General features: G+C 45.1%; 22 protein-coding genes. 7 read left to right on the top strand and 15 right to left on the bottom strand.

The window, feature by feature from the left end; genetic code table 11:
• Positions 1 to 291 precede the first annotated feature (291 nt).
• The 3 genes from xseB to dxs are packed head-to-tail and all read left to right on the top strand — an operon-like array spanning position 292 to position 3,367.
• Positions 292 to 534: an exodeoxyribonuclease VII small subunit gene (gene xseB, locus ACYX4W_RS16135; RefSeq protein WP_136782332.1), complete on the top strand. Its 243-nt coding sequence runs from the start codon at positions 292 to 294 to the stop codon at positions 532 to 534.
• Between the two features lie 29 nt (positions 535 to 563).
• Positions 564 to 1,454 carry a farnesyl diphosphate synthase gene (locus ACYX4W_RS16140; protein WP_476073835.1) on the top strand — a complete coding sequence of 297 codons (891 nt, stop codon included), beginning with the start codon at positions 564 to 566 and terminating at the stop codon, positions 1,452 to 1,454.
• Positions 1,455 to 1,486: 32 nt separating this feature from the next.
• Positions 1,487 to 3,367, top strand: coding sequence for a 1-deoxy-D-xylulose-5-phosphate synthase (gene dxs / locus ACYX4W_RS16145; RefSeq protein ID WP_476073836.1), 1,881 nt, complete (start codon positions 1,487 to 1,489; stop codon positions 3,365 to 3,367).
• 173 nt (positions 3,368 to 3,540) lie between these two features.
• Here the strand turns inward: dxs and ACYX4W_RS16150 are convergent, their stop codons facing one another.
• The 10 genes from ACYX4W_RS16150 to lpxD all read right to left on the bottom strand — a co-directional run bounded on the left by ACYX4W_RS16150 (position 3,541) and on the right by lpxD (position 12,228).
• Positions 3,541 to 4,041, bottom strand: a complete 501-nt coding sequence (locus ACYX4W_RS16150; RefSeq protein ID WP_476073837.1) for a phosphatidylglycerophosphatase A family protein — start codon at positions 4,039 to 4,041, stop codon at positions 3,541 to 3,543.
• 38 nt (positions 4,042 to 4,079) lie between these two features.
• Complete coding sequence (gene thiL, locus ACYX4W_RS16155; protein WP_474805829.1) at positions 4,080 to 5,045, bottom strand: thiamine-phosphate kinase; 966 nt, start codon at positions 5,043 to 5,045, stop codon at positions 4,080 to 4,082.
• Between the two features lie 48 nt (positions 5,046 to 5,093).
• The gene (nusB, locus tag ACYX4W_RS16160) at positions 5,094 to 5,516 is read right to left on the bottom strand and encodes a transcription antitermination factor NusB (RefSeq protein ID WP_012518940.1); all 423 of its coding nucleotides are present in this window, start codon (positions 5,514 to 5,516) and stop codon (positions 5,094 to 5,096) included.
• Between the two features lie 12 nt (positions 5,517 to 5,528).
• Positions 5,529 to 6,002 carry a 6,7-dimethyl-8-ribityllumazine synthase gene (gene ribH, locus ACYX4W_RS16165; RefSeq protein ID WP_025255832.1) on the bottom strand — a complete coding sequence of 158 codons (474 nt, stop codon included), beginning with the start codon at positions 6,000 to 6,002 and terminating at the stop codon, positions 5,529 to 5,531.
• Positions 6,003 to 6,246: 244 nt separating this feature from the next.
• The gene (gene ribBA, locus ACYX4W_RS16170; RefSeq protein WP_476073838.1) at positions 6,247 to 7,347 is read right to left on the bottom strand and encodes a bifunctional 3,4-dihydroxy-2-butanone-4-phosphate synthase/GTP cyclohydrolase II; all 1,101 of its coding nucleotides are present in this window, start codon (positions 7,345 to 7,347) and stop codon (positions 6,247 to 6,249) included.
• Positions 7,348 to 7,367: 20 nt separating this feature from the next.
• Positions 7,368 to 8,030, bottom strand: coding sequence for a riboflavin synthase (locus ACYX4W_RS16175; protein WP_476073839.1), 663 nt, complete (start codon positions 8,028 to 8,030; stop codon positions 7,368 to 7,370).
• A gap of 20 nt (positions 8,031 to 8,050) precedes the next feature.
• Positions 8,051 to 9,190 (bottom strand): bifunctional diaminohydroxyphosphoribosylaminopyrimidine deaminase/5-amino-6-(5-phosphoribosylamino)uracil reductase RibD, encoded by a 1,140-nt coding sequence (gene ribD / locus ACYX4W_RS16180; RefSeq protein ID WP_476073840.1) that lies wholly within the window; start codon positions 9,188 to 9,190, stop codon positions 8,051 to 8,053.
• A gap of 50 nt (positions 9,191 to 9,240) precedes the next feature.
• Positions 9,241 to 9,690, bottom strand: coding sequence for a transcriptional regulator NrdR (gene nrdR, locus ACYX4W_RS16185; RefSeq protein ID WP_012517538.1), 450 nt, complete (start codon positions 9,688 to 9,690; stop codon positions 9,241 to 9,243).
• Positions 9,691 to 9,788: 98 nt separating this feature from the next.
• Complete coding sequence (gene glyA / locus ACYX4W_RS16190; protein ID WP_476073841.1) at positions 9,789 to 11,045, bottom strand: serine hydroxymethyltransferase; 1,257 nt, start codon at positions 11,043 to 11,045, stop codon at positions 9,789 to 9,791.
• A 154-nt stretch (positions 11,046 to 11,199) separates the two neighbouring features.
• Complete coding sequence (lpxD, locus tag ACYX4W_RS16195; protein WP_476073842.1) at positions 11,200 to 12,228, bottom strand: UDP-3-O-(3-hydroxymyristoyl)glucosamine N-acyltransferase; 1,029 nt, start codon at positions 12,226 to 12,228, stop codon at positions 11,200 to 11,202.
• Between the two features lie 293 nt (positions 12,229 to 12,521).
• On the opposite strand from lpxD, the gene ettA reads away from it, so the two are divergent.
• Positions 12,522 to 14,189 carry an energy-dependent translational throttle protein EttA gene (gene ettA / locus ACYX4W_RS16200; RefSeq protein ID WP_179983992.1) on the top strand — a complete coding sequence of 556 codons (1,668 nt, stop codon included), beginning with the start codon at positions 12,522 to 12,524 and terminating at the stop codon, positions 14,187 to 14,189.
• A 152-nt stretch (positions 14,190 to 14,341) separates the two neighbouring features.
• Entirely contained in the window at positions 14,342 to 14,749 is a 408-nt protein-coding gene (locus ACYX4W_RS16205; RefSeq protein ID WP_476056237.1) for a PilZ domain-containing protein, read from the top strand.
• Positions 14,750 to 14,870: 121 nt separating this feature from the next.
• Here the strand turns inward: ACYX4W_RS16205 and radA are convergent, their stop codons facing one another.
• Complete coding sequence (radA, locus tag ACYX4W_RS16210) at positions 14,871 to 16,238, bottom strand: DNA repair protein RadA (RefSeq protein WP_461851788.1); 1,368 nt, start codon at positions 16,236 to 16,238, stop codon at positions 14,871 to 14,873.
• Between the two features lie 189 nt (positions 16,239 to 16,427).
• Between radA and ACYX4W_RS16215 the strand changes: the two genes are divergently transcribed.
• A complete protein-coding gene (locus ACYX4W_RS16215) occupies positions 16,428 to 18,953 on the top strand; it encodes a PilZ domain-containing protein (protein ID WP_476073843.1) in 2,526 nt (841 codons plus the stop codon).
• Positions 18,954 to 19,164: 211 nt separating this feature from the next.
• Here the strand turns inward: ACYX4W_RS16215 and serB are convergent, their stop codons facing one another.
• Entirely contained in the window at positions 19,165 to 20,148 is a 984-nt protein-coding gene (gene serB, locus ACYX4W_RS16220) for a phosphoserine phosphatase SerB (RefSeq protein WP_476073844.1), read from the bottom strand.
• 252 nt (positions 20,149 to 20,400) lie between these two features.
• On the opposite strand from serB, the gene ACYX4W_RS16225 reads away from it, so the two are divergent.
• Entirely contained in the window at positions 20,401 to 20,982 is a 582-nt protein-coding gene (locus tag ACYX4W_RS16225) for a hypothetical protein (RefSeq protein ID WP_476056233.1), read from the top strand.
• 37 nt (positions 20,983 to 21,019) lie between these two features.
• Here ACYX4W_RS16225 and ACYX4W_RS16230 read toward each other — a convergent pair whose 3' ends face one another.
• The 3 genes from ACYX4W_RS16230 to era form a co-directional block, all read right to left on the bottom strand.
• Positions 21,020 to 21,850 (bottom strand): TatD family hydrolase, encoded by an 831-nt coding sequence (locus ACYX4W_RS16230; protein ID WP_476073845.1) that lies wholly within the window; start codon positions 21,848 to 21,850, stop codon positions 21,020 to 21,022.
• Between the two features lie 101 nt (positions 21,851 to 21,951).
• Complete coding sequence (gene pdxH / locus ACYX4W_RS16235; protein WP_476073846.1) at positions 21,952 to 22,590, bottom strand: pyridoxamine 5'-phosphate oxidase; 639 nt, start codon at positions 22,588 to 22,590, stop codon at positions 21,952 to 21,954.
• A gap of 169 nt (positions 22,591 to 22,759) precedes the next feature.
• The gene (gene era, locus ACYX4W_RS16240; RefSeq protein ID WP_476075487.1) at positions 22,760 to 23,671 is read right to left on the bottom strand and encodes a GTPase Era; all 912 of its coding nucleotides are present in this window, start codon (positions 23,669 to 23,671) and stop codon (positions 22,760 to 22,762) included.
• Positions 23,672 to 23,683 lie beyond the last annotated feature (12 nt).

The raw sequence follows: 23,683 nt of genomic DNA on the forward strand, positions 1-23,683 counted from the left end.
TTTTATTAAGTGTGACTTTAAAAAACCCTGTTCAAAGGTTTGCTATACATCGTCCTTGCTTACAGCGTTCGCTTACCTGTCAGAACACGCATGCACCCTACTATTTAAAGTAATGTAGCCACTTATTTCGAATATAGCACAATATCTTCCTATTCAACGTGGTCAGTCTGCATGAAAAAAAAGCTATATTACTGTGATATAGGCGATATACGGACAAACCATTTGACCCTTGTGCGGCCCTCGGTTAATGTGCGCGGTACACGTATTTTGGCCAATGTATTGAGTGTTTTTATGACGACAGAAAAAGCATCAGCGTCTTTTGAAGAAACTTTATCAGAACTAGAAGCTATCGTTAACGAAATGGAAAACGGTGATCTGCCTCTTAATAAAGCACTGGAAAAATTTGAACGAGGCATAGCGTTATCTCGTCAAGGCCAGCAATCACTTGAAAACGCCGAGCAAAAAGTAAAAATATTGCTTAGTGAACAAGGCGAAGAAACGCTTCAGACTCTTCCTGAAAGTGAACAGCCGTAAAACGTTCATTTTTAACTTACAGGCGACCTATGAATTTTTCTGCTTTGCATCAGCAAGTGAAACAGCAAACTGATGCATCCCTTCTTACCTTAATTGATGATTTACCCGATTACGCACCGCGCCTTAAAGATGCAATGCGTCACGCATTGCTTGCAGGTGGCAAGCGCATGCGCCCACTACTAGTGCAGGTTGTAGGAAACACGCTAGACGTGCCCAAAAAAGATCAGATGGCTATAAGCATGGCTATCGAGTGCGTGCACGCCTACTCGTTAGTTCATGATGATTTACCAGCCATGGACGATGATGATTTACGTCGCGGAATGCCAACGTGTCATATTGCCTTTGATGAAGCTACAGCTATTTTAGCTGGCGACGCGCTGCAAGCCCTCGCATTCACGGTGTTAGCCGATGCGCCACTAAGTGCGTACGCCGAAACGAAGCGTGGTCAGTTATTGTCTGTACTCGCAAAAAGTGCTGGCTACGTAGGCATGTGTGGTGGCCAGGCTATTGACCTAGCCAGTACAGGTCAAGCCATCTCGATAGAAGAACTGAAACAGCTTCACAAACTAAAAACTGGGGCTTTGCTGAAGGCCTGTGTTGAAATGGTCGCTATTGTCAGTGAAGGCTTACTGCCACAAACTAAAACTGATTTAATGGCTTATGCCGCCGACATTGGGCTAGCTTTTCAAGTTCAAGACGACATTTTAGACGTTGAAGGCAGCAGCGAGAAATTAGGTAAACCGGCAGGGTCAGATGAAGCATTGGGTAAAAACACGTTTCCCGCCAAGCTTGGAATGGCTGGCGCTAAACAAGAATTAGAAATGCTTCACGATAATGCACTTCAAGCATTGACGCGTTTACCCTACAATACCGACAGTTTAATTGCGTTTAGCGAGCTTTTGGTGAAACGTGACCATTAGCCACGCGCCATGTTGAAAAAGATAATAAGTACATGAGTTTAGATCTCCAACATTACCCAACGCTTGCGCTTGCGCAAACACCTGAAAAATTGAGGCAGCTGCCCCAGGATAAATTACGCGAGCTCGCCGATGAGTTGCGTGAGTACTTACTTAATAGCGTAAGCCAAACCAGTGGTCACTTCGCTTCCGGTTTAGGCACGGTAGAGCTTACTGTCGCGTTACATTATGTATACAACACACCTTTTGACCGTTTGTTGTGGGACGTAGGGCACCAAGCCTATCCTCATAAAATTCTCACTGGCCGTGCGGAGCGCATGAGTACCATTCGTCAAAAAAATGGCCTGCATCCTTTTCCATGGCCGCCTGAGAGCGACTATGACACCTTTGCCGTAGGTCATTCTTCCACATCGATTAGCGCCGCGCTGGGTATGGCGGTAGCGGCAGAAAAAGAAGGTGAAGACCGCAAAGTGGTGGCCGTTATCGGCGATGGCGCAATGACCGCAGGTATGGCATTTGAAGCCCTTAACCATGCAGGTGATATCAAAAAAGACATGGTGGTTGTACTTAATGACAACGAAATGTCTATATCTGAAAACGTAGGGGCGTTAAACAGCCACCTAGCCCGTTTGCTAACGGGTAACTTTTTCAACTCAATACGGGATGGCGGCAAAAAGCTACTAAGCAACGTACCACCTATTAAAGAGTTCGCTAGCCGCGCAGAAGAGCACCTTAAAGGTATGGTTGTGCCCGGTACTATCTTTGAAGAGTTAGGCTTTAATTACATCGGTCCTATCGACGGTCACGATGTAAACGCTGTAGTCGATACCCTTCGCAATATGCGTAACTTTGAAGGTCCCCAGCTTTTACATGTTGTGACAAAGAAGGGTAAGGGCTACGCCGTTGCTGAAGAAGACCCTATTAAATTTCACGCGGTGCCAAAATTTAATCCGGCAGATAATGCTCTGCCAAAATCGAAGCCCTCTGCCCCAACCTACTCTGCTATTTTTGGAAAATGGCTATGTGATATGGCCGCCCAAGACCCAAAACTAATGGCTGTAACACCTGCAATGCGTGAAGGTTCTGGCATGGTTGAGTTTTCTCAGCGTTTTCCCGAACAATACTTCGATGTTGCCATTGCCGAACAGCATGCTGTGACCTTTGGCGCCGGTCTTGCCAAAGACGGTATGAATGCGGTTGTTGCGATTTATTCATCGTTCCTTCAGCGCGCTTACGATCAGCTTATTCACGATGTGGCAATTCAAGACTTACCGGTATTATTTGCTATAGACAGAGCGGGTATTGTAGGCGCCGATGGCCCTACTCACCAAGGTGCGTTTGATATTGCTTTCCTTCGCTGCATTCCAAATATGGTCGTTATGGCACCTTCAGACGAAAATGAATGTCGTCAAATGCTCTATACAGGCCATAAGCTACAAAAGCCGGCTGCTGTTCGTTACCCTCGCGGTGCTGGCATGGGCGTTACACCAGATGAGGCGATGACGGAACTTGAAATAGGTAAATCACGTACCTGTCGAGAAACCGCTAAAGCTAAACCTGAAAGTGTTGCTATTTTGAATTTCGGCTGCTTACTGCCCTACGCGCTTGAAGCTGCAGAAGCTATTGATGCAACGGTTATTGACATGCGCTTTATAAAACCACTAGATGGCGATGCCGTTTTAAAAGCTGCAAATGAACACAGCGCACTTATCACGTTAGAAGACGGCTGTATTATGGGTGGTGCAGGTAGTGCGGTGCTTGAACACTTGCAGCAAAATGGTGTTCTTAAGGCAGTTAAAATGTTAGGTCTGCCTGATAGCTTTATTCTGCAAGGTACACAACAGGAAATGTATAAAGAGCATGGCTTAGATGCTGAAGGAATTATTGCTGCAGCAAATAGTTTTATAGCCAATTAGCTATAAAGCTAGCTTTGTAAAAGCGACTATTATGCTTTTCGTTTAAGTTAGAGATTAAAAAGCCCGCAAACTGCGGGCTTTTTCGTGATGCATTTCGCTATTGTCTGTCTTTTTATTGCCTAACTTCTCTCTGTAGCCAATCTATGAGAGCGGCCTTGAATCTTCACTTTTAGCTAGAACAACGCCAGAGCTGCTGGCCAGAACACCATTAATAAATGTAAACAGCCACACGCCATGGCACCAGCAAGAATATCATCCAGCATAATGCCTGTACCGCCGTGTAAGCGCTTGTCGATAATACCTATTGGCCAAGGCTTTAAGATGTCGAAAAGTCTGAACAGAACAAAGCCCACGAGTAAAGATGACGCTGAGATAGGTACAAATAGAAAGGTGATAAACATGCCCGCTATTTCATCCCACACAATAGAGCCGTGATCGTGTACCTGCATATCGTCTGCAGTCTTGCCACACAGATAGATACCTACCACTGAAAATATCAGCGTAAGCGCGATGAAGGAAACCACAGAAATCTGGCTGCATGCTACAAGTAGCGGTAGTGCAGCAAGAGAGCCAAATGTACCCGGCATAAAAGGAACAAGCCCGCTACCAAAACCGAGTGCGAGAAAATGAACAGGATTTTTCAGACTCACTCTAGCGCGATATTCCGCCTGCATGCTTCTTCCTTTATTCACTATTGTAAGATGTAGTTTGCCTAAAAGGCGTGCTCGTAGCCAGATGCATTAGCTGGCGTATACTTTTCGTTATCTTTTAGCAACGAAAGTGAACCGCTATGCCCGGTTAATTGGCCAATACACGTGGCTTTTACATTCGTACTTGCCAACGAAGTTTCAAGGCTACCGCGCTGCTCTTCACTTACAGTAAAAATAAGTTCGTAGTCATCGCCAGCGGATAATGCATATTCAATAGCTTGCTCAGGCGTAACTGCACTTGTTAGTGCTCGTGATAACGGTAAACGATCTACATGAACATTCGCACCGCAATTAGACGCTTTTAAAATGTGCCCTAAATCTGAAATCAAGCCATCAGAGATATCAATGCACGACGTTGCAATACGACGTATCGCCGTACCCACCGCAACACGAGGCGTTGGGAAGTAATGGCGATTAACCAAAACGTCTTTCGCTTCACCACTTACGCTGAGATTTTTTTGCAGAATATCTAAGCCCGCTCCTGCATCACCTAGTGTTCCGGTAACATAAAGCCAATCACCCGGCTTCGCGCCGCTGCGCGTTAGTTCCGAACCCGGCGGAATAAAACCTTGTGCAGTAATAGTAAACGCCATAGGGCCTTTTACTGTATCGCCACCGATAAGCTGAACAGAATAGTACTGAGTAAGCTCGTACAATCCAGATACAAAGTCATCTAACCAGGCTTCATCTACTTCAGGCAGTGACAAAGACAAGCTGATCCATGCGGGCTCAGCCCCCATAGCGGCAAGGTCACTTAAATTAACAGCAACGGTTTTGTAGGCTACAGACTTGGCCGGTGCATCTTTTAAAAAGTGCACGCCTGCGACAAGGGTATCTGTAGTAACGGCAAGTTGTTGGTTTTCAGGAACCGTTGTTACAGCACAGTCATCACCAATACCAATAACAACGTCTTTGCGTTTGTGGCCACTGTTTGAAAAATAGCGGCCGATAAGATCAAATTCTTTCACGGTAATTTTTAAACCCTTTTAGCGGCAATCCATGCCGCCACGGTAAGGTTAGTCGCGCTCGTCTTTGCGCAACGTGCGCACTGCTTTATCCAGTGCACCATTAATGAACTTATGGCTTTCTTCAGCACCAAATGCCTTAGCTAGCTCAATCGCTTCATTAATAATTACGCGGTAAGGTACGTCGATACGCTCAGTGAGTTCCAGCGTCGCAATGCGCAAGATGGCTTTTTCGATAGCGTCTAACTCTTCTGGCAAACGGCCAAGATAAGGCTTGATGGTTGCATCAAGTTTACTTGCGTTGTGTGCAACACCGCGAAGCAACGCTTGGAAATACGCCATGTCTACCTTTTGCATGTCGTTACTGGTGGCTAGCGCCAGTTCAACCTGCTGAATATCATTGTGACTCATTTGCCATGAATACACACCTTGAAGGGCGAGTTCACGGGCTTTACGACGAGCTGAAACTTTCACTTAATGTTTACCTTAAAGCTTTTCAACAGCATCGATAACGTTAACCATTTCTAGCGCGCCAAGTGCAGCTTCTGCACCCTTATTGCCCGCTTTGGTTCCCGAACGCTCGATAGCTTGTTCAATTGAATCTGTTGTGATTACGCCAAATGATACAGGTACGCCGTATTCAAGTGATACTTGCGCAAGACCTTTGTTGCTCTCGCCTGCTACGAAATCAAAGTGTGGCGTGCCGCCACGAATAACTGCACCAAGAGCGATGATGGCGTCAAATGACTTCTTCTCAGCTAATTTCTTAGCAATGACAGGTAACTCGTAAGCACCAGGTACACGTACTACCGTGATATCGTCATCGCTTACTTCACCGTGACGCTCTAGCGTGTCTAACGCACCTTCTAGTAAGCTTTCAACAACAAAGCTATTAAAGCGTGATACAACGATAGCAAACTTCTTACCGGTTGCTCTGATATTACCTTCAATTACCTGCATGGATTCATTCCTCGAGAAAAAACGGCGCGAAGTATACCATAACTGCGCCCAAACTAAATCGATTGTTTCTTTAACTTCAACTATTCGTAAACAGCCATTTTATGCTTAGCCAAATGTGGGGAGGGAATGCTGGTCGCAAACCCTCCACCGCATGGATGCGGTGGCGGAGCGTACAGGGATGTATTCACCGCGTGTTTGCGACCAGCATCCCCTTTCCACTTTCACTGTGGCCTAAACCCAAGTGCTAGTCGTGCACGTACTCTACAACTTCAAGGCCGTAGCCTGAAAGTGCATGATATTTAATTGGCTTACTAAGAAGTCGCATTTTGTGAACGCCCATTGAGGCAAGAATTTGGCTGCCTACACCAATAGTGCGCGACGACCCCTGCCAGTCGGCGCCAGCTGGGCGCTCGCCTCTATCTTCTGCGGCAAAGCGGCGTACCTGACTTTCAATATGCTCTTCTTTACCTAATAGCACCAATACGCCACCGTCTTCTGAAATTTTGCGCATGCCATCTGCAAGCGTCATCGAGCGATGAATACCGCGGGTAGACCCAAGAAGATCACTAAACGTATTGTGAAGGTGTACACGTACAAGTGTCGGCTCATCTTCTTTAATTTCGCCTTTTTTAAGTGCGAAATGAAGTTGGTTGTCGATGCTGTCTTTAAACGTGTGAAGCTCAAAGTCACCATACTCGGTTGGCATATTGCACTGAGCAACCTTCTGTATGGTGGTTTCATTGAGATTGCGATATTCAATTAAATCAGCAATGGTGCCGATTTTAAGATCGTGTTTTGCCGCAAACTTTTCTAGCTCAGGGCGGCGAGCCATAGTGCCGTCTTCATTGAGAATTTCTACAATAACCCCAGCTGGCTCTAAACCAGCCAAACGAGGTAAATCGACACCCGCTTCAGTATGACCTGCGCGATTCAGTACGCCGCCGTCTTTCGCAATTAATGGAAAAATATGACCTGGCTGCACAATATCTGTCGCTTTCGCGTCTTTCGCTACAGCAGCTTTGATTGTTGTCGCACGGTCGGCCGCTGAGATACCAGTGGTAACGCCAGTTGCAGCTTCAATAGACACAGTGAAGTTGGTAGAAAATTGCGCTTCGTTTTTATCAACCATCAAAGGAAGATTTAGCGTGCGGCAGCGCTCTTGCGTCATAGGTAAGCACACCAAGCCGCGGGCGTGGGTAACCATAAAGTTAATGGCTTCTGGCGTGACATGCTCTGCCGCCATGATTAAATCGCCTTCGTTTTCCCTATCTTCATCATCCATCAAGATAACCATTTTACCTTGGCGAATGTCTTCAATTATTTCTTGTGTAGTGTTAAATGCCATGTTGTGTGCTTCTTGTAGGGTTATTTTCTTAAAAATCCGTTCTCGGCAAGAAATGCCATGTCGATGCCTTTGCTTATAGGCTCGGCGGCTTTATCGCCTAGCATTAATCGCTCTAAATAGCGCGCAATAACATCAACCTCTAGGTTTACCGCTGTGCCCACTTTATAGCTTCCCATAATTGTTTCTTGCAGCGTATGAGGAATGATCCAAAGCATGAATTCTGCGCCGTTGACTTCGTTTACTGTCAAACTGATACCATCAACGGTGATACTGCCTTTATGGGCAATATATTTAGCCAAGGCTTCTGGCGCTTTCACCCAAAACTCGACGTAGTCTGAGTGCTTGATAATCTGCGTAACCTCGCCTACGCCGTCCACGTGACCTGACACAATATGACCGCCTAAACGGTCGCTTGGACGCATCGCTTTCTCAAGGTTCACCGTAGAGCCTGCGCTGTAATGTGCAAAGCCAGTCAATTTGATGGTCTCTGCCGACACATCTGCGCAATAATAGTCAGGGCCCATATCAGTCACTGTTAAGCAAACACCATTGGTCGCGATACTGTCGCCAAGTGCGACATCAGACATATCAAGCGTAGGTGACGCAACGGTAAGGCGAATATCGTTGCCTCGGTTATCAAGCTTTTTAATTTCACCTAGCGCTTGAATAATTCCAGTAAACATAAAGTTCCTCTTTAATCGCGTTAACCACGAGTGTTGCTAACATCAGGGCGAAAGATAAGCTTAATATCGTTCCCCACCTGACGATTTTCAATAAGCGAAAGCGAAATACATTCATTTAATGACGTAAACGCTGGCAAATTAACCATACTTATACCCTTTTCACCTAAAAGCTTAGGTGCTTGGTAGCAAATTAGCTCATCCACCAGCCCCTCTTGCAACAATGCACCGGCTAAGCCTGGGCCCGCTTCCACCCATACTTCATTATATTGCTTATCGCCTAATGCCGACATTAGTGTATGTAAGTTGAGTTTACCGTCTTTTTCATCTACCACTAGGTAGTGCTGTGTTGCCGTATCAGGATGGGATTGGGAAGTAGCTGTTAGGGTAATATTACCGTCGTTAAATAACGCGTAGTCTCGAGAAAGCTTGCTTTTGCCATCAACGACAACTCGAGCAGGCTGGCGAATTTGTTCAAGAGGATAATCAGTGAGCTGTGCTTCTTGTTCTCTAACCAACAAACTAGGGTTATCGGCTCTTACCGTACCTGAGCCTGTAAGTACAACGCAACTTTGTGCACGATACTGTTGCACATCCCGTCTTGCCTCTGCACCCGTAATCCACTGACTTACGCCATTTTGAAGGGCTATTTTCCCGTCCAGGCTAATGCCTAATTTTACACGAACGAAAGGCTTGCCAGTAAGCATGCGTTTGATGAAACCTGGGTTTAGTGCTGCAGCTTCTGCGGCCATCACATCGCTGACCACTTCAATACCTGCTTCTTGTAAGATGCTGATACCGTTACCGCATACATTTGGGTTAGGGTCGGTCATGGCAATAACCACTCGCGCCACTTTTGCTTCAACTAAAGCCACCGCACAAGGCGGTGTGCGGCCAAAATGACTGCATGGCTCAAGGGTAACGTAAGCCGTCGCGCCTTTTGCGCCTTGCGCTCGTGCGTTAAATGCTTGTCTTAATGCGTGTACTTCGGCGTGAGGAGTGCCAGCTTGGATATGATATCCCTGACCTATTAGCTGATTGTTTTCGTCAACAATTACGCAACCAACGCGAGGATTAGGAGAAGTGGTATAGCGCCCTTGTTGGGCAAGTTGAATGGCTTTTGCCATCCAAAAATAATCATTTTTAACCGTATCGTGGTTCACTTGGATTCCTGTTGTAGCCCTAAGTGCCTGAGGTTTTGGGTGTGCCCGACCTAGTCCCCTAATCGCGCTATTTCTTCTCCAAATTCACGAATGTCTTCGAAGGAACGATAAACAGAGGCGAACCTGACATAGGCGACTTTGTCGAGTTCTTTTAGGGCTTTCATTATGAGGTTGCCGAGCAATTCGCTACTCACCTCACGTTCCCCCGTTGCACGCAACTGTGACTTCAGTGAAAGGATGCACTGTTCAACTTTTTCAGTGCTAACAGGGCGCTTTTCAAGTGCGCGTTGCAAGCCTGCACGAAGTTTATCTTCATTAAATGGTTCACGTGAACCATCGCGCTTTATCACGCGGGGCATGACGAGCTCAGCACTTTCAAAGGTCGTAAAGCGCTCGTGACACACCATACATTCACGGCGTCTACGCACTTGCTGCCCTTCTGCAACCAAACGAGAATCAATAACTTTTGTTTCTTGTTCTGAACAAAACGGGCAAAACATGAATATTCCTTAAATATTGCGTACTTAGGTATTTAAATTGAACCTAGACTAGTTAGTCCAGCATTAGTACCAAAGTACGCAATAAAACACAAACCTATTTATTTATAAACAGGGAATTGTGCGCAAAGAGCAACCACTTCGTCTTGAACTCGCTTAATAACTGACTCATCGCCCATGTTATCTAGAATGTCGCAAATCCATGTCGCTACTTGCTTAGCTTGATCTTCTTTGAAACCTCGGCGAGTAATTGCTGGGCTACCGATACGAAGGCCGCTGGTTACAAAAGGTGAACGCGGATCATTTGGCACTGAGTTTTTGTTTACCGTGATGTTTGCTGCGCCTAGCGCCGCGTCTGCATCTTTACCCGTAATGTCCTTGTCGATTAGATCAAGTAGGAACAAGTGGTTGTCAGTACCGCCAGAAACGATGTTATAACCGCGCTCTTTCATTACAGCAACCATAGCTTTCGCGTTTGCAACAACCTGCTGCTGATACACTTTAAACTCTGGCTGTAGCGCTTCTTTAAAAGCAACCGCTTTAGCTGCAATTACGTGGCAAAGTGGGCCACCCTGGTTACCTGGGAATACCGAGCTATTAAGCTTTTTGTAAATTGCTTCGTCGCCACATGACGATAGGATCAAACCACTACGCGGACCCGCTAGGGTTTTGTGAGTAGTCGTAGTTACCACATGAGCATGAGGAAGCGGGTTTGGATAAACGCCAGCTGCTACTAGACCTGCTACGTGCGCCATATCTACAAGCAAGTATGCGCCCACGCTATCTGCGATTTCGCGGAATTTAGCCCAATCAACAACACCTGAATACGCAGAGAAACCACCGATAATCATTTTCGGCTTGTGCTCTTTAGCTAGCGCTTCCACTTGAGCATAATCAATTTCGCCCGTTTCTTTGTTTAGACCGTACTGTACAGCGTTGTAGGTTTTACCAGAGAAGTTTACGTGCGAACCGTGAGTAAGGTGACCACCTTCAGAAAGGCTCATACCTAGTACCGTATCGCCCGCGTCAAGTAATGCCATGAAAACAGCTGAGTTTGCTTGTGAACCAGCGTGTGGCTGAACATTTGCGTAGTCTGCACCAAATAGCGCTTTTGCACGGTCGATAGCTAGTTGTTCAACAACGTCTACGTGCTCACAACCACCGTAGTAACGCTTGCCTGGATAGCCTTCAGCGTATTTGTTAGTAAGCTGCGAACCCTGTGCTTCCATTACTCGTGGACTACAGTAGTTCTCAGAGGCAATTAGCTCAATGTGATGTTCTTGACGCTCAACCTCTTTAGACATTGCATCGGCTAATTCAGGATCGAAGTCGGCTATATTCATTTCGCGAGAAAACATGGGGGCTCCTTAACTGCGGTTTTTATATGGCGTTACGCACTGATTGCTCAAATTCGAGCCATATTCTAGTCATTTTCGGTTACTTGTATACCGCTTTATGACCAAATTAATATAAATGGCGCAGGTTTAACGTAATACCTGCGCCAGCGCGAGATCAGACCTGTTTTTCAAGGGCTTTAACACGGTCAAATAAACTACCAATTTTGGCAAGGCGAACCGTATTTTTACGCCAATCACGGTTAGTTTGTGCTGGCTGGCCTGAAGAATAAACGCCTGGTTCAGTGATATCTTGTACAATCATGGTATAACCAGTCACCTGAACATTATCACAAATGCTAATGTGACCGTTGATGCCAACTCCACCGCCGATAATAACGTGTTTGCCAATATGACAACTGCCGGCGATACCTGTAGCGCCGCAAATACATGAATGATCACCGATAATACAGTTGTGGCCAATTTGTACTTGGTTATCAATAATAACGTTGGTGCCTAAAATCGTATCTTCCATAGCGCCGCGGTCAATACTGCTGCTCGCACCAATTTGACTGTCGTCACCAATACGAACTGAGCCAGTTTGCGGAATAGGGATCCATACACCTTTATCGTTTGCGTAACCAAAGCCTGCTGCTCCAATTACAGTTTGACTATGAATAGTCACGCGCTTGCCAATAACCACGTCGTGATAAATGGTCACATTTGGATGGATAGTACAGCCTTCACCAATGTGCGTGCCTCTACGGATAACGGTATTAGCGCCAACCGTGACTCTATCGCCCAGCACCACATTATCTTCAATAATAACGTTGTGTCCTAGCGATACATCACTGCCGATACGTGCAGACGGCGCAATAACCGCTGACTCAGCAATGCCTGTAGCAACCGCTGGCGTGGTATCGAATAATTGAGCGATGAGCGCAAAGGCTGCATGAGGGTTTGCCACAACTAAAGCAGGCACTGGGCTGTCACCTTTAAGGCTCTCGTGCAGAATAACTGCACCTGCATTTGTATCTTTCAACTGTGGTTTATATTTAGGGTTGGTCAGAAACGAAATTTGATGCGATGCTGCACCAGAGAGTGTGCCAACCGCAGAAATAGTGATATTGCCATCCCCCTGCACTTCCCCACCTACATGCTTGGCGAGCTCATCCAGACTATATATGCGTTTATTCATAGCGGTCATCTTAATTGCCTGTTCAGAAATATGAATAGTATTGAGTCTATCGCTTTGGGTTCTTTATCGCTTCTTGCTAGCTCACCCTAAAGCCCATGTTTACTCATGCTTATAAAAAGCAAGTTTACCTTAATTCGACTCGCCAACCGATGCATAAATCGATCTTTTTGGCATGAGTGATTAAAATATCGCCAACCGCAAATGCACCAAGCGTAAGTAACTGGCACAAACTACCCTGTTACGAGTAGAATAGACCACAATCACTTTTTTATTTTTCACCGCTTATTCAGCGAGGATAGAGCATGGCGCAATACGTTTACAGTATGCATCGCGTGGGAAAAATCGTCCCACCTAATAGACACATTCTAAAAAATATCTCACTTAGCTTTTTCCCAGGCGCCAAAATTGGTGTGCTAGGTCTAAACGGTGCAGGTAAATCTACCTTGCTTCGCATTATGGCCGGCGTAGATACCGACATCGAAGGTGAAGCACGTCCTCAACCAGGTTTAAAGGTGGGCTACCTTCCACAGGAACCTCAGCTTGACGAAACCAAAGATGTTCGTGGCAATATCGAAGAAGCTGTAGCGGATGTTAAGCATGCACTCACGCGCCTAGACGAAGTCTATGCCGCTTATGCAGAAGCAGACGCTGATTTCGACGCCCTAGCTAAAGAGCAAGGTGAGCTAGAAGCTATCATTCAAGCGAAAGATGGCCACAACTTAGAAAATGCCCTAGAGCGCGCTGCAGATGCCCTTCGCCTACCAGCTTGGGATGCGGACGTTAGCAAACTGTCTGGTGGTGAGCGTCGCCGCGTTGCCCTTTGCCGCTTACTTTTAGAAAAACCTGAAATGTTGCTTCTTGACGAACCAACTAACCACTTGGACGCAGAATCAGTGGCGTGGCTAGAGCGCTTCCTTCACGATTATGAAGGTACTGTGGTAGCTATTACCCACGATAGATATTTCCTTGATAACGTTGCGGGTTGGATTTTAGAGCTTGACCGAGGTGAAGGTATTCCATGGGAAGGAAACTACTCTTCGTGGTTGGAGCAAAAAGAAAACCGACTAGAGCAAGAAGAGCGTACCGAAACGGCGCGTATGAAGAGCATGAAACAGGAACTTGAGTGGGTGCGCTCAAACCCGAAAGGTCGTCATGCTAAAAGTAAAGCCCGTATGGCCCGTTTCGAAGAACTATCTACCAGCGATTACCAAAAGCGTAACGAAACTAACGAGCTTTTCATTCCACCAGGTGAACGCTTAGGCGACAAAGTTATTGAAGTAAGTAATCTGAAAAAGTCTTATGGCGATCGCGTACTTATCGATGACTTAACGTTTAAAGTACCAAAGGGTGCCATTGTAGGTATCGTTGGTCCTAACGGTGCGGGTAAATCAACCTTGTTCAGAATGCTTACTGGCGCTGAGCAACCTGATTCAGGCAACATAGATTTAGGTGATACCGTTCAGATTGCTGCGGTAGAACAGTTCCGCGACCACATGAACGAAGAAAACACTGTGTGGAAAGAAATTTCTGACGAACAGGACATTATTCGCATTGGTAACTTTGAAATTAACAGCCGCGCCTATTGCAGCCGCTTTAACTTCAAAGGCACCGATCAGCAGAAGTTCATCAAAGACCTGTCAGGTGGTGAGCGAAACCGTGTACACCTTGCTAAACTGCTTAAAGCAGGCGGCAACGTGTTGCTACTGGATGAGCCAACCAACGACCTAGACGTTGAAACCCTTCGAGCCCTGGAAAACGCGTTGCTGGAATTCCCTGGCTGCGCCATGGTTATCTCGCACGACCGTTGGTTCCTAGACCGCGTGGCAACGCACATCATGGATTACCGCGACGAGGGTAATATCAACTTCTTCGAAGGTAACTACTCTGACTACGAAAGCTGGTTGAAGCAGGAGTTTGGGCAAGATGTGGTTGAACCCCATCGCCTCAAATATAAGCGCATGTCTAAATAACACAAAATCAGATATGTAGTGTGTTATAACTCTGAATTGACACTAAAAGCCGCTATCAACGATAGCGGCTTTTTTATTTGGCGGCTTTTCGTTGCGAACGAGCGCGAATTAGCCAATACTGAGGGCATAGACAAACATTAGGTATATGAGTAATGACAGACAAACGCCAATTCCAACGGGTATCACTTAATGTAAACGGCAAGCTGGCACATAATGACAACAGTATTGATGTGGTAGTTGGCGACGTGTCTCTGCAGGGCATAAAACTCCAAGCAACGGAAACCGCATTATCAAACCTACCTTTCGACAGCCATGAACCTTATGTTGCTACCTTCCAAGCAAATGAAGACAGCCCTGTTATTACCCTTTCAATCTCGCAGTTATATCGCCACGCTGACAGCAGGCAGGAGCTTGTTTCTTTGGGGTGTAAAGTAGAGCGTATGGATGTGGAAAGCATAAGCGCTCTTCGCCGTTTAATCTTACTAAACAGCGATGATGCTAGTATTGAAGAGAAAGATCTTAATGCGCTGGTAAATGCGGTTTATCAAGCCCCAAATTAGAAAAAAATACTACAAGTCTTCGTAAGGCTTCAAAAAGCCTATTCCCTTTAACTGCGCAAAAAGCCGTATTCGTTGGTCTTCTTGCGCCTTTCCGACAGCTTTAACATTAATGCCTTTCGCTTTATTCCAAGGCATCTAATGCTTCAGAAAGTCGAGCCACGGGCACGACTTTCATGCCATTAATAGCTTGTTTCGGCGCGTTGGCTTTAGGCACAATAGCTCGTTTAAAGCCATGTTTTGCTGCTTCAATAATGCGCTCTGTTCCATTGGGAACCGGACGAATCTCACCGGCTAGCCCTACTTCACCAAACACAATCAAGTCGCGCGGTAATGAACGGTTTCTAAAACTAGAAATCATCGCCAGTAATAACGCCAAATCAGCACTGGTTTCAGAGACGCGTACACCGCCTACTACGTTCACAAATACGTCTTGGTCGTTCATTTGTACATTACCGTGACGGTGAAGTACTGCTAACAGCATGGACAAACGATTTTGATCTAGGCCTACAGCTATCCGTCTTGGGTTAGACATCTGCGAATAATCCACTAACGCTTGTATTTCAACAAGTAACGGTCGGGTGCCCTCCCAAATGACCATAACACTCGACCCTGGCGTTTCATTTTCACCACGACTTAAGAAAATAGCTGAAGGATTACTTACCTCTTTCAAACCTTTTTCCGTCATGGCAAATACACCCAACTCGTTTACTGCACCGAAGCGGTTTTTGTGGCTTCGCAGAGTACGATAGCGACCGTCACTTTCCCCTTCCAGCATCATTGAGCTATCGATACAGTGCTCGAGTACTTTTGGGCCAGCTAAGTTACCGTCTTTCGTTACGTGGCCAACAATAAACATGGCAATGTGATTTTGTTTGGCAAAACGCGTTAAATACGCCGCGCTTTCCCTTACTTGGGATACGCTGCCCGGCGCAGATTGAACATCTGACACATGCATGACCTGAATAGAGTCGATAACCATAATTTTAGGCTTTTTCGTAAGCGCTAAATCGCAGATGGTTTCCACGTTAGTTTCGGCTAACATCATCAATTTATCGTCAGGAAGGTTTAAACGCTTGGCACGCATTGCAACCTGCTGAAGAGACTCTTCCCCTGTCACATAAAGTGCAGTTTCGCTTTTCGCCATCTGACACATTACCTGAAGCAAAAGTGTACTTTTACCTGCACCTGGCGACCCACCGATTAGCATAGCTGCACCAGGGACAATGCCACCACCTAGCACTCTATCCAGCTCTTTAAACGTTGAAGAAAAACGTGGAAGCGATTCCAAATCTATTGCGTTTAAGGTTTCGATTTTGGCGGCGGTTTGCCCTGCATACCCTGATGTAGTTTGGCGCGCGACACTTTTAGCACTTGCAACCACAAACTCACTTATCGTGTTCCACGCTTTACACTCCGAACACTGCCCTTGCCATCGAGGAAACTCGGCCCCGCAGTCAGAACACACATAAGCAGTTTTACGTTTTGCCATATTCCAGTTTTATCCATTGCTTAAAAAGAGTATTCTAACACTTAATAACAGCGAATTAAGCACAATCCTAAGGTCAGTTTTTGTTCAGAAAAACAACCAAAATATAAAACAAACTTACACGTTAATGAGTTTTGCTGATTTGCCGATAACAACTAAAATAATGATACTAAACAACAAAGTTGCGCATTCATGAGTCAAGATTTAAAGCAATATGCTGACATTATTGAACAGCTAAAGCCTATGGTTAATGAGCCTGAATTTAACCAGGTATTGCTTCAAACTGCTTCTGACGTTCCAAAAGAAAAACGCTTTCTAATTAAAATGGAAGTAAAGCGTTTAGCTAAACCTTGCATGCGTACCATAGATTTGCGCGGCCATGTCGACGGAAAGTGCAAAAAGTATGTGCACGAAGGTAGAAGCCACTATATGGACGACGTGGCCGTTGATAAGTTTGAAGAACAACTGCGCGTGTTTGGTCGATACACTTACGGTGTGTACGAGGCCGTTCAAAACACTGAGAATAACTTCCGCCTAATGCGTGAAAAAGAGCTTGCTCAAGAGCGCGCAGATAAAGAAAACCCCGAAGTTAAAAAACGTTCTGCGGTTTTAGAACAATTTAAAGTTCCCACTGTAAACCTTCTCGACTATAGGCAGCGCAATACAGAGCGCATGAACTTCGCGGTTGCCGTAGAAATATTTAACACTGAGAACCGCTCTGTGCGAGGCTTAAGCGTAGATATTTCTCTTGAAGGCCTTCAGATAAAATTGTCTAAAGACGCCTTTTTCAAAAAAGGCGAAACGCTCTTCATTTACTTCAGAGGGCTAGAAAACGAGTTTGCCATGGATAAGAAAAATGGCATTGCTTACAAACTAGTAAAAATCATTACGAAAAATGATGTTAACTATTTAGCTTTACAGCGCGATAAGACTCATCCAAGCCCAGCATTCGATAAGTTCCTAGAAAGCTTTATACACGGCAATAAACGCCGCTATAAAGTAAATATGACAAACACCATCGAAGCGATAACCAGTAAGACCTGTGAACAGTATTTTTCACCTCGTAGCCCTACGCTTCCCGTTTTTATCGACGTCGTCAACGAAACTTTGGTGCCACGCTATGCGATGGTAAATGAAGTAAACCGAGAAACGGTACAGTATTGGCAAGACGAAGAGGAAAACTGTCGTCTTAATTTCTTGTTATCGCAAGAAAGACTTACTCGGTTACTAAACAAATCTGACGAAGTTCGTGAAATATTTGTCTTCAGCTTTACCCATTTGCACACAGATAAAGTTTATTTTTACTCAGCCTCTTATGAAGAGTTACTGCAAAAAGAGGTCTTATCCCGTGTATTTTTGGGTTTTGGCTCAAGAAAAGCGAGTTGGCGAGTTTTTAAAATAACCCTGACAGACATGGTCCCAGAACAAGCGCATATTCCGCTTTCTATCCCAGACTCCGTTGGCAACAAAGTTAAAAAGCTTAATACACCGCCTTCTGCTCGTTTAATGTCAAAACTTAAAAACCTGCGTTATCTCGCTCATGTTACAGACGTGACCTCAGTAACAGGGCAAGAGACGTACAACGAACTTAAGTTTAATCGCGACAACCTCGCGCATTTAAGGATCTTTGGCCACCCAAGGAATCGTGCAGCATCTAACATTCATATTGTCCGTTTTAAATATGAAGAGCAGCGCATTGAAAGCCGTTACCAGCTAAGGACACAAATTGAAGCAAGGTTTAATGGCGAATCGACGGTCCATAGAGGCATCAGCGAAGACATCTCAGTTCACGGATTAGGTCTTCGTGTTGAGCTGGCGAAAGATTACAAAGGTAGTTTGGAAGGAAGAGTAGAAGTTGCCTTTCCTCGGCTTCAGGAAATAGCGAACAACTTCGACGTTATGCACCTTCAGTATGAAATTATTTATCATAATGTCGAGAAGAATATCCTTCATCTGAAGACGGCAACTGGCGACGAGGGCAAAAGCGCTCGCAACTTTTTTGAAGAATTAATCAAAAAGAACAAGGCCAACCTTAAAGTCGATAACGATGAAGAAGAAGTAGAGGGAATAGGGCAAGCTCTGCGTTGTATAAATGCAAGAAACGCGACCTCCTTATCTTTCCTGATGAGTAAAGAAGGTGTTCGCTATACTCCGCAGGCGTGTATTGTTGGAAAACAAGACGAACGCATCACTACTCTTACCACGCAATACGCAGAACGTGGAAAAGTGAACTTGGAGTTTTTATTCAGAGATAGAAAGCAAGACTCTCCTTTCGTACAAAGTGGTATCAAAGCAGTTAAGCTTGAGAATATGCCCTTACGACAAGAGCTATTCATATCTTTCGATGCGTCTCAAAAAGAGCCGCGAATGGCGATCATTCCTCGTTACTCACATAAGTTTGAAAGCAATGAACAACGCCGTGCATTTATCAGAGAAGCCATGGTGCGCGGTCAGTTTGTCGCTATACACGTTATGCTAACCACAACTGGCAAGCCTGACTTGACCATGCTGCAAACAGAAATTAACTACGTCACCATGTACGCCATGCACAGAGCTCGTGAGTTAGAAAAGAAAATGTGGAGTATTGCCGCCTGTTCCCACCTTGTCGACGTCACTGATGAGGTTCTCATAAGATACGGCTTTACAATGCAAGACATTACGGCGAATAAAACGTTAAAAAGCGCTGTACAACCTAAAGCCATGGTTACCAACGCTTAAGTAAGAGACAATATTTTAATGTACATATTCAGGTCTGCGCTTAGAAAAACTAAGCACAAATCTCAAATGTGTTTAAGCGCCAATTATTTTAACAACTGGCGCTTGTATACCAGTCCGCACAGATAATTGTCCACTCCAAAGGCGCTGGCAAGTTTCCTAGCAAAGCGTGGGAATGCAGGAATGGCTGTTCCCTTTCCAATTCCCTTAGCGTCTATTTATCTAAGAAATAAAGAAGGCTGTGCAGACTACCAACGCGTACGGCAACGTCCGCTTTCTCATTCACCAAAGGTTTGCCGTGACATGCAACGCCTAAGGCTGATTCAGCCATCATCACCAAGTCGTTCGCCCCATCGCCCATGGCGACGGTTTGGCTCGATGGTATTTGCCACTTTTTAGACAGCGCTTTTACTGTGCGAGCTTTCACATCAGCATTAATAATTTCGCCTTCCACTTTTCCTGTTAAGTGCCCGTCTTTAACCGAAAGCGTGTTGGATATCGCATAGTCCAGTCCCAGCCTTGCTTTTAAATGGTCAGCAAAGAAAGTAAAGCCACCCGATGCAATAGCTAGCTTCCAGTTGTGTCTTTTTAAATGACTAAGCAGTGTCTGAATGCCAGGCATAATAGGAATGCTGTCGCGTATTTGATTAAGGTGGTCAATGGGTACCCCTTCTAAACACGCCACTCTATGCGTTAAGCTATCGTTAAAGGCAATTTCTCCACGCATTGCTCTTGCGGTCACTTCGGCAACCTGTTCACCCACACCAGCCAGTTTTGCTATTTCATCAATACATTCTATGGCAATAACCGTGCTGTCCATATCCATAACCAGCAGTCCGGGTTCAGACAAAGACGGCCGCGAGGTTTGCAGTCCAACATCAAGGTTGTAAGCATCACTGACATCACCAAGTAAAGACTTTATTTGCTCAGGCTTTGCGTTAATTACCTGCCCTTTTATTTCGATAGCATCATCTCCCATTTGCTGATGCAAATGATGAAACGCAGCACTTACTGGCGAAAATACGTTTTTGAGTTTAACTAGTACGCCTCTTAATAAATATGGGGTTATAGCTTGTCCGACTACAGTTAGCGTATGGGAATACGCTTGCGTATTGTGCTCAGCGCTGACAATGTTTGCCAGGTATGAAGCTAGGTGAATATCGTCATTATTGATTTCGATGGTGAATATGTCTTTCATAACGCACACAGAGACTGTGGTAATTGGCAAATGATGCGCTAATGCTAACCAATTAGGCTAACTAATAAAATATCCCCTTTAAAATTATTTAGATTTCCCCTACTGTTAGGCAAATCATAGCAATTATGGAATTACGCATTGTTAAACGTGCTGAGCAAAGCCCCTTCACAATCAAAAAGCAATTCGCACTCACTTTACACAGCGTTAAAAAGACTATTTCACACGCTGATTGTAAGTACGGTGTTTGCGCTGGTGATTGTATTGATACTTTTGCTGCAGCAATACCAAAGTGATTGGCTAACGGTGCAAACTCGTTTTTCTGGGGAGAGCATCGCAAGGCAGTACGCTAAACTACTTCGCCCCGCATTTGAAGCTGAGCAAGCAGCCAATCAAGTAAGCGAAGAAGGTTCTGACTCTTCACTATCGAGTACCCTTGCCCAACGAAACTACATTGAAAGTGTCGCCACCGTTTTAGTTAACGAGCCACATATTCTTGCTCTATCAGTGTTTGATAAAGACGGAAGGTACATTGCGCCTTTACCTCAAATTGAAAGCGTTGTGTCGATGAGCCAGTCTCAAGGTGTGACGCCGCTCACCTATGTCGGGGTGATCACCGACAACAATGATAATGTATTAGGCTATGTAAACATTCATATGGATACGCAGACAATATTAGAAAGTCCCCTTGCCCTGCGTTATCAATTGGCGTTAATTGCGTGTATTTTAGTGTTTTTGGCTTTAATGTTAGGCATTTACCTGACGCGGGCGTTTTATAAATCTCGCCCTTGGTTTATACAAGCCATCGAATCGATGAGAAAGAACAAAGATACGTAAGCAGGTATCCACGATACTTTTACACGAGATCGCAATTCTATTCTGCTTTAAACAAGCGAAAATAGTTTTGTGTTGTAATGGATATTGTTTGTTTAGGCGAAATAGCGAAAAGCTTGTGTATTACATCAACCACATCAGATAGATACTGTGGTTTATTAGGGGTTCCCTGTCTGCCGTACATGGGCATATCTGGGGCATCAGTCTCTAGCAGTATTTTATCGAAGTGGTGCTCTAGCAGATACTTAAGGGTATCTCGCGTTTTTTGTGCTCTTTTATAGGTTATCGTGCCACCTATTCCCAAGTAAAAGCCTCGCTCAATATAGGCTTTGGCCGCTTCCACACTACCCGAAAAAGCATGGACTACCCCAATACCTTGATACTTAGCTTGCTTAAAGGCTTCAAGTAATAAGTAATGGCTTTTTCGGTGATGTAAAATAACAGGGAGCGCTTTTGTATCAGCGAGTTTTAAATGGGCGTGTAGCACTTTCTTTTGAAGCGTCAATGACACATCAATGTGCCCATCAATACCGGTTTCCCCCACTGCTTTTACCGAAGGATGCAGAGTGGCAGCTGCCGCTACAAGCTGTTCGAGATTTTCATCAATTGCCTGCTCAGGTACGTCAGTGGTAGAACCTGTATTTTTATCTTGATTGCTATCGGTCAAAAAATAAGGATGAAGACCTAGCGCGGTATCAATAGGCAAAAAGCTACTGTGCTGCTCACTAAGCGCTTGAATTGCTCCCCAAGAACGTGGGTTAATACTTGGTGCCATTATGCGAGTAAGGCCAGCGGCCTTGGCACTTGCCAGCTCAGTATGAAGATCTACTTTTGATGCAAGTAAGTCGAGGTGGCAATGACTATCAATCATGGTGTTGCTCGCTTTACGCTTTACGCTCAATCAAATACTAAGTGCTTAAAATGTCTAGCCATTGTAAAAGACTAGTTACCCTATGCATTCAATATGAGCTTTTAAGGCATTAAGCGCTGTGTTGCCCATGCGCCATCTTCGGTTTTGTTATACTCAAAACGGTCGTGAAGCCTATCTTCTCCGCCCTGCCAAAATTCAATTTGATGAGGCACAATACGAAAGCCTCCCCAAAAGTCGGGTACAGGTAGCTCTTTGTTCGCAAACTTATCTTTTAACTGCTTAAATTGGGTAAGCAAAAGCTCTCTACTGCCAATTGGCTTGCTTTGTTTAGACGCATAGGCCGCCAATTGACTGTCTTTAGGGCGAGAGAAGAAATAAGCCGCATTTTCAGAAACAGAAAGCTTTTCAACGCTGCCACATACGCGAACTTGGCGCTCCATAAAGAACCATGGGAAGTGACAGGATACTTTTGGGTTAACCGAGAGTTCTTGCGCTTTTCGACTGCCAAGATTTGTAAAAAACACAAAGCCTTTTTCACTGACATCTTTTAACAAAACAATACGTTGAGAAGGTTGCCCATTAGCGTCAACGGTGGCAACCGTCATCGCCGTAGGATCGGGGATACCAGCATCAATAGCGTCTTTCAGCCATTTATCGAACAAAATAAATGGGCTTGAAGTAATATCAGTCTCGCTTAAACTGCCTTTCGAGTACTGTCTGCGCATATCTGAAATTGCCATATACCGCTCCTGAGAAGAGATCACTATGATTCTTAGTGCTTATTGTAGATGCTTGTGCATACTTTTACGCGAATGCTTCTGGCTTCACGTTCACCAAGAGCACTTTAGAATGAAGCACTAGTTAGCATTAGAACAAGGCTCAACGTACTAATGCTAACAAAGAATTACGCTAAAAGTTGCTGTCGTCACCGTAGCCTAGTGAACGCAAAGCACGCTCATCGTCTGCCCAGCCTTGTTTCACTTTAACCCAAAGCTCCAAAAACACCTTATTGTCGAACAAGTTTTCCATATCTTTACGCGCTTGCTCGCCAATGGTTTTCAAATGCTTACCGCCTTTACCGATGATCATGCGTTTTTGCGTTTCGCGCTCAACCAAAATTAAGCCACTAATACGATAAACACCATTGTCAGCCATTTTGAACTGCTCAATTTCTACTGTAGTAGAGTAAGGCAACTCATCGCCAGTGAAGCGCATTAGTTTTTCACGGATGATTTCAGCAGCCATAAAGCGACTTGAACGGTCAGTGATATAATCTTCTGGGAAGAAAAATTCACTTTTAGGTAATGATTTAGCCACTAAGTCTCTAATATCGTCGACCATTTTGCCCTGTTTAGCGCTGATAGGGATCATGTGCTCAAACGGGTGTTTCTCGCCAAGGTTTTTAAGGTGGACCATAAAGTTTTCTTTATCTTCGACCTTATCCATCTTATTTACGATGAGGTAGCAAGGAAGGTTTGCCTGCTTAACCTTACTTAATACCATTTCATCTTCGGCGTTGAATCTATCGCCTTCTACCACAAAAAGCACAAGGCCAACTTCAGCTAATGAGCTAGACGCGGCGCGGTTCATGTAGCGATTAATCGCGCGTTTTTCGTCTTGGTGAAGCCCTGGTGTATCAACGTAAATCGCCTGATAGTCGCCGTCAGTATCTATACCTAGAATACGGTGACGGGTGGTCTGAGGCTTACGTGAGGTAATACTTACTTTTTGACCCAGCAAACGGTTAAGTAGCGTTGACTTGCCCACGTTAGGGCGCCCGACTATGGCTACTAAGCCACAGCGAGTTTGTATATCTGGCATCTCTGGCATTTC

It is taken from the genome of Alteromonas sp. ABH4_454, assembly GCF_056311775.1.

Coding starts and splice junctions, on each gene's coding strand:
- pdxH (WP_476073846.1), bottom strand. CDS start 22,590: ATGGCAATTTCAGATATGCGCAGACAGTACTCGAAAGGCAGTTTAAGC.
- ribH (WP_025255832.1), bottom strand. CDS start 6,002: ATGCAGGTAATTGAAGGTAATATCAGAGCAACCGGTAAGAAGTTTGCT.
- ACYX4W_RS16215 (WP_476073843.1), top strand. CDS start 16,428: ATGAGTCAAGATTTAAAGCAATATGCTGACATTATTGAACAGCTAAAG.
- ACYX4W_RS16205 (WP_476056237.1), top strand. CDS start 14,342: ATGACAGACAAACGCCAATTCCAACGGGTATCACTTAATGTAAACGGC.
- dxs (WP_476073836.1), top strand. CDS start 1,487: ATGAGTTTAGATCTCCAACATTACCCAACGCTTGCGCTTGCGCAAACA.
- xseB (WP_136782332.1), top strand. CDS start 292: ATGACGACAGAAAAAGCATCAGCGTCTTTTGAAGAAACTTTATCAGAA.
- ACYX4W_RS16230 (WP_476073845.1), bottom strand. CDS start 21,850: ATGATTGATAGTCATTGCCACCTCGACTTACTTGCATCAAAAGTAGAT.
- era (WP_476075487.1), bottom strand. CDS start 23,671: ATGCCAGATATACAAACTCGCTGTGGCTTAGTAGCCATAGTCGGGCGC.
- ribBA (WP_476073838.1), bottom strand. CDS start 7,347: ATGGCATTTAACACTACACAAGAAATAATTGAAGACATTCGCCAAGGT.
- serB (WP_476073844.1), bottom strand. CDS start 20,148: ATGAAAGACATATTCACCATCGAAATCAATAATGACGATATTCACCTA.
- ACYX4W_RS16175 (WP_476073839.1), bottom strand. CDS start 8,030: ATGTTTACTGGAATTATTCAAGCGCTAGGTGAAATTAAAAAGCTTGAT.
- radA (WP_461851788.1), bottom strand. CDS start 16,238: ATGGCAAAACGTAAAACTGCTTATGTGTGTTCTGACTGCGGGGCCGAG.
- lpxD (WP_476073842.1), bottom strand. CDS start 12,228: ATGACCGCTATGAATAAACGCATATATAGTCTGGATGAGCTCGCCAAG.
- ACYX4W_RS16140 (WP_476073835.1), top strand. CDS start 564: ATGAATTTTTCTGCTTTGCATCAGCAAGTGAAACAGCAAACTGATGCA.
- ACYX4W_RS16150 (WP_476073837.1), bottom strand. CDS start 4,041: ATGCAGGCGGAATATCGCGCTAGAGTGAGTCTGAAAAATCCTGTTCAT.
- ettA (WP_179983992.1), top strand. CDS start 12,522: ATGGCGCAATACGTTTACAGTATGCATCGCGTGGGAAAAATCGTCCCA.
- glyA (WP_476073841.1), bottom strand. CDS start 11,045: ATGTTTTCTCGCGAAATGAATATAGCCGACTTCGATCCTGAATTAGCC.
- nrdR (WP_012517538.1), bottom strand. CDS start 9,690: ATGTTTTGCCCGTTTTGTTCAGAACAAGAAACAAAAGTTATTGATTCT.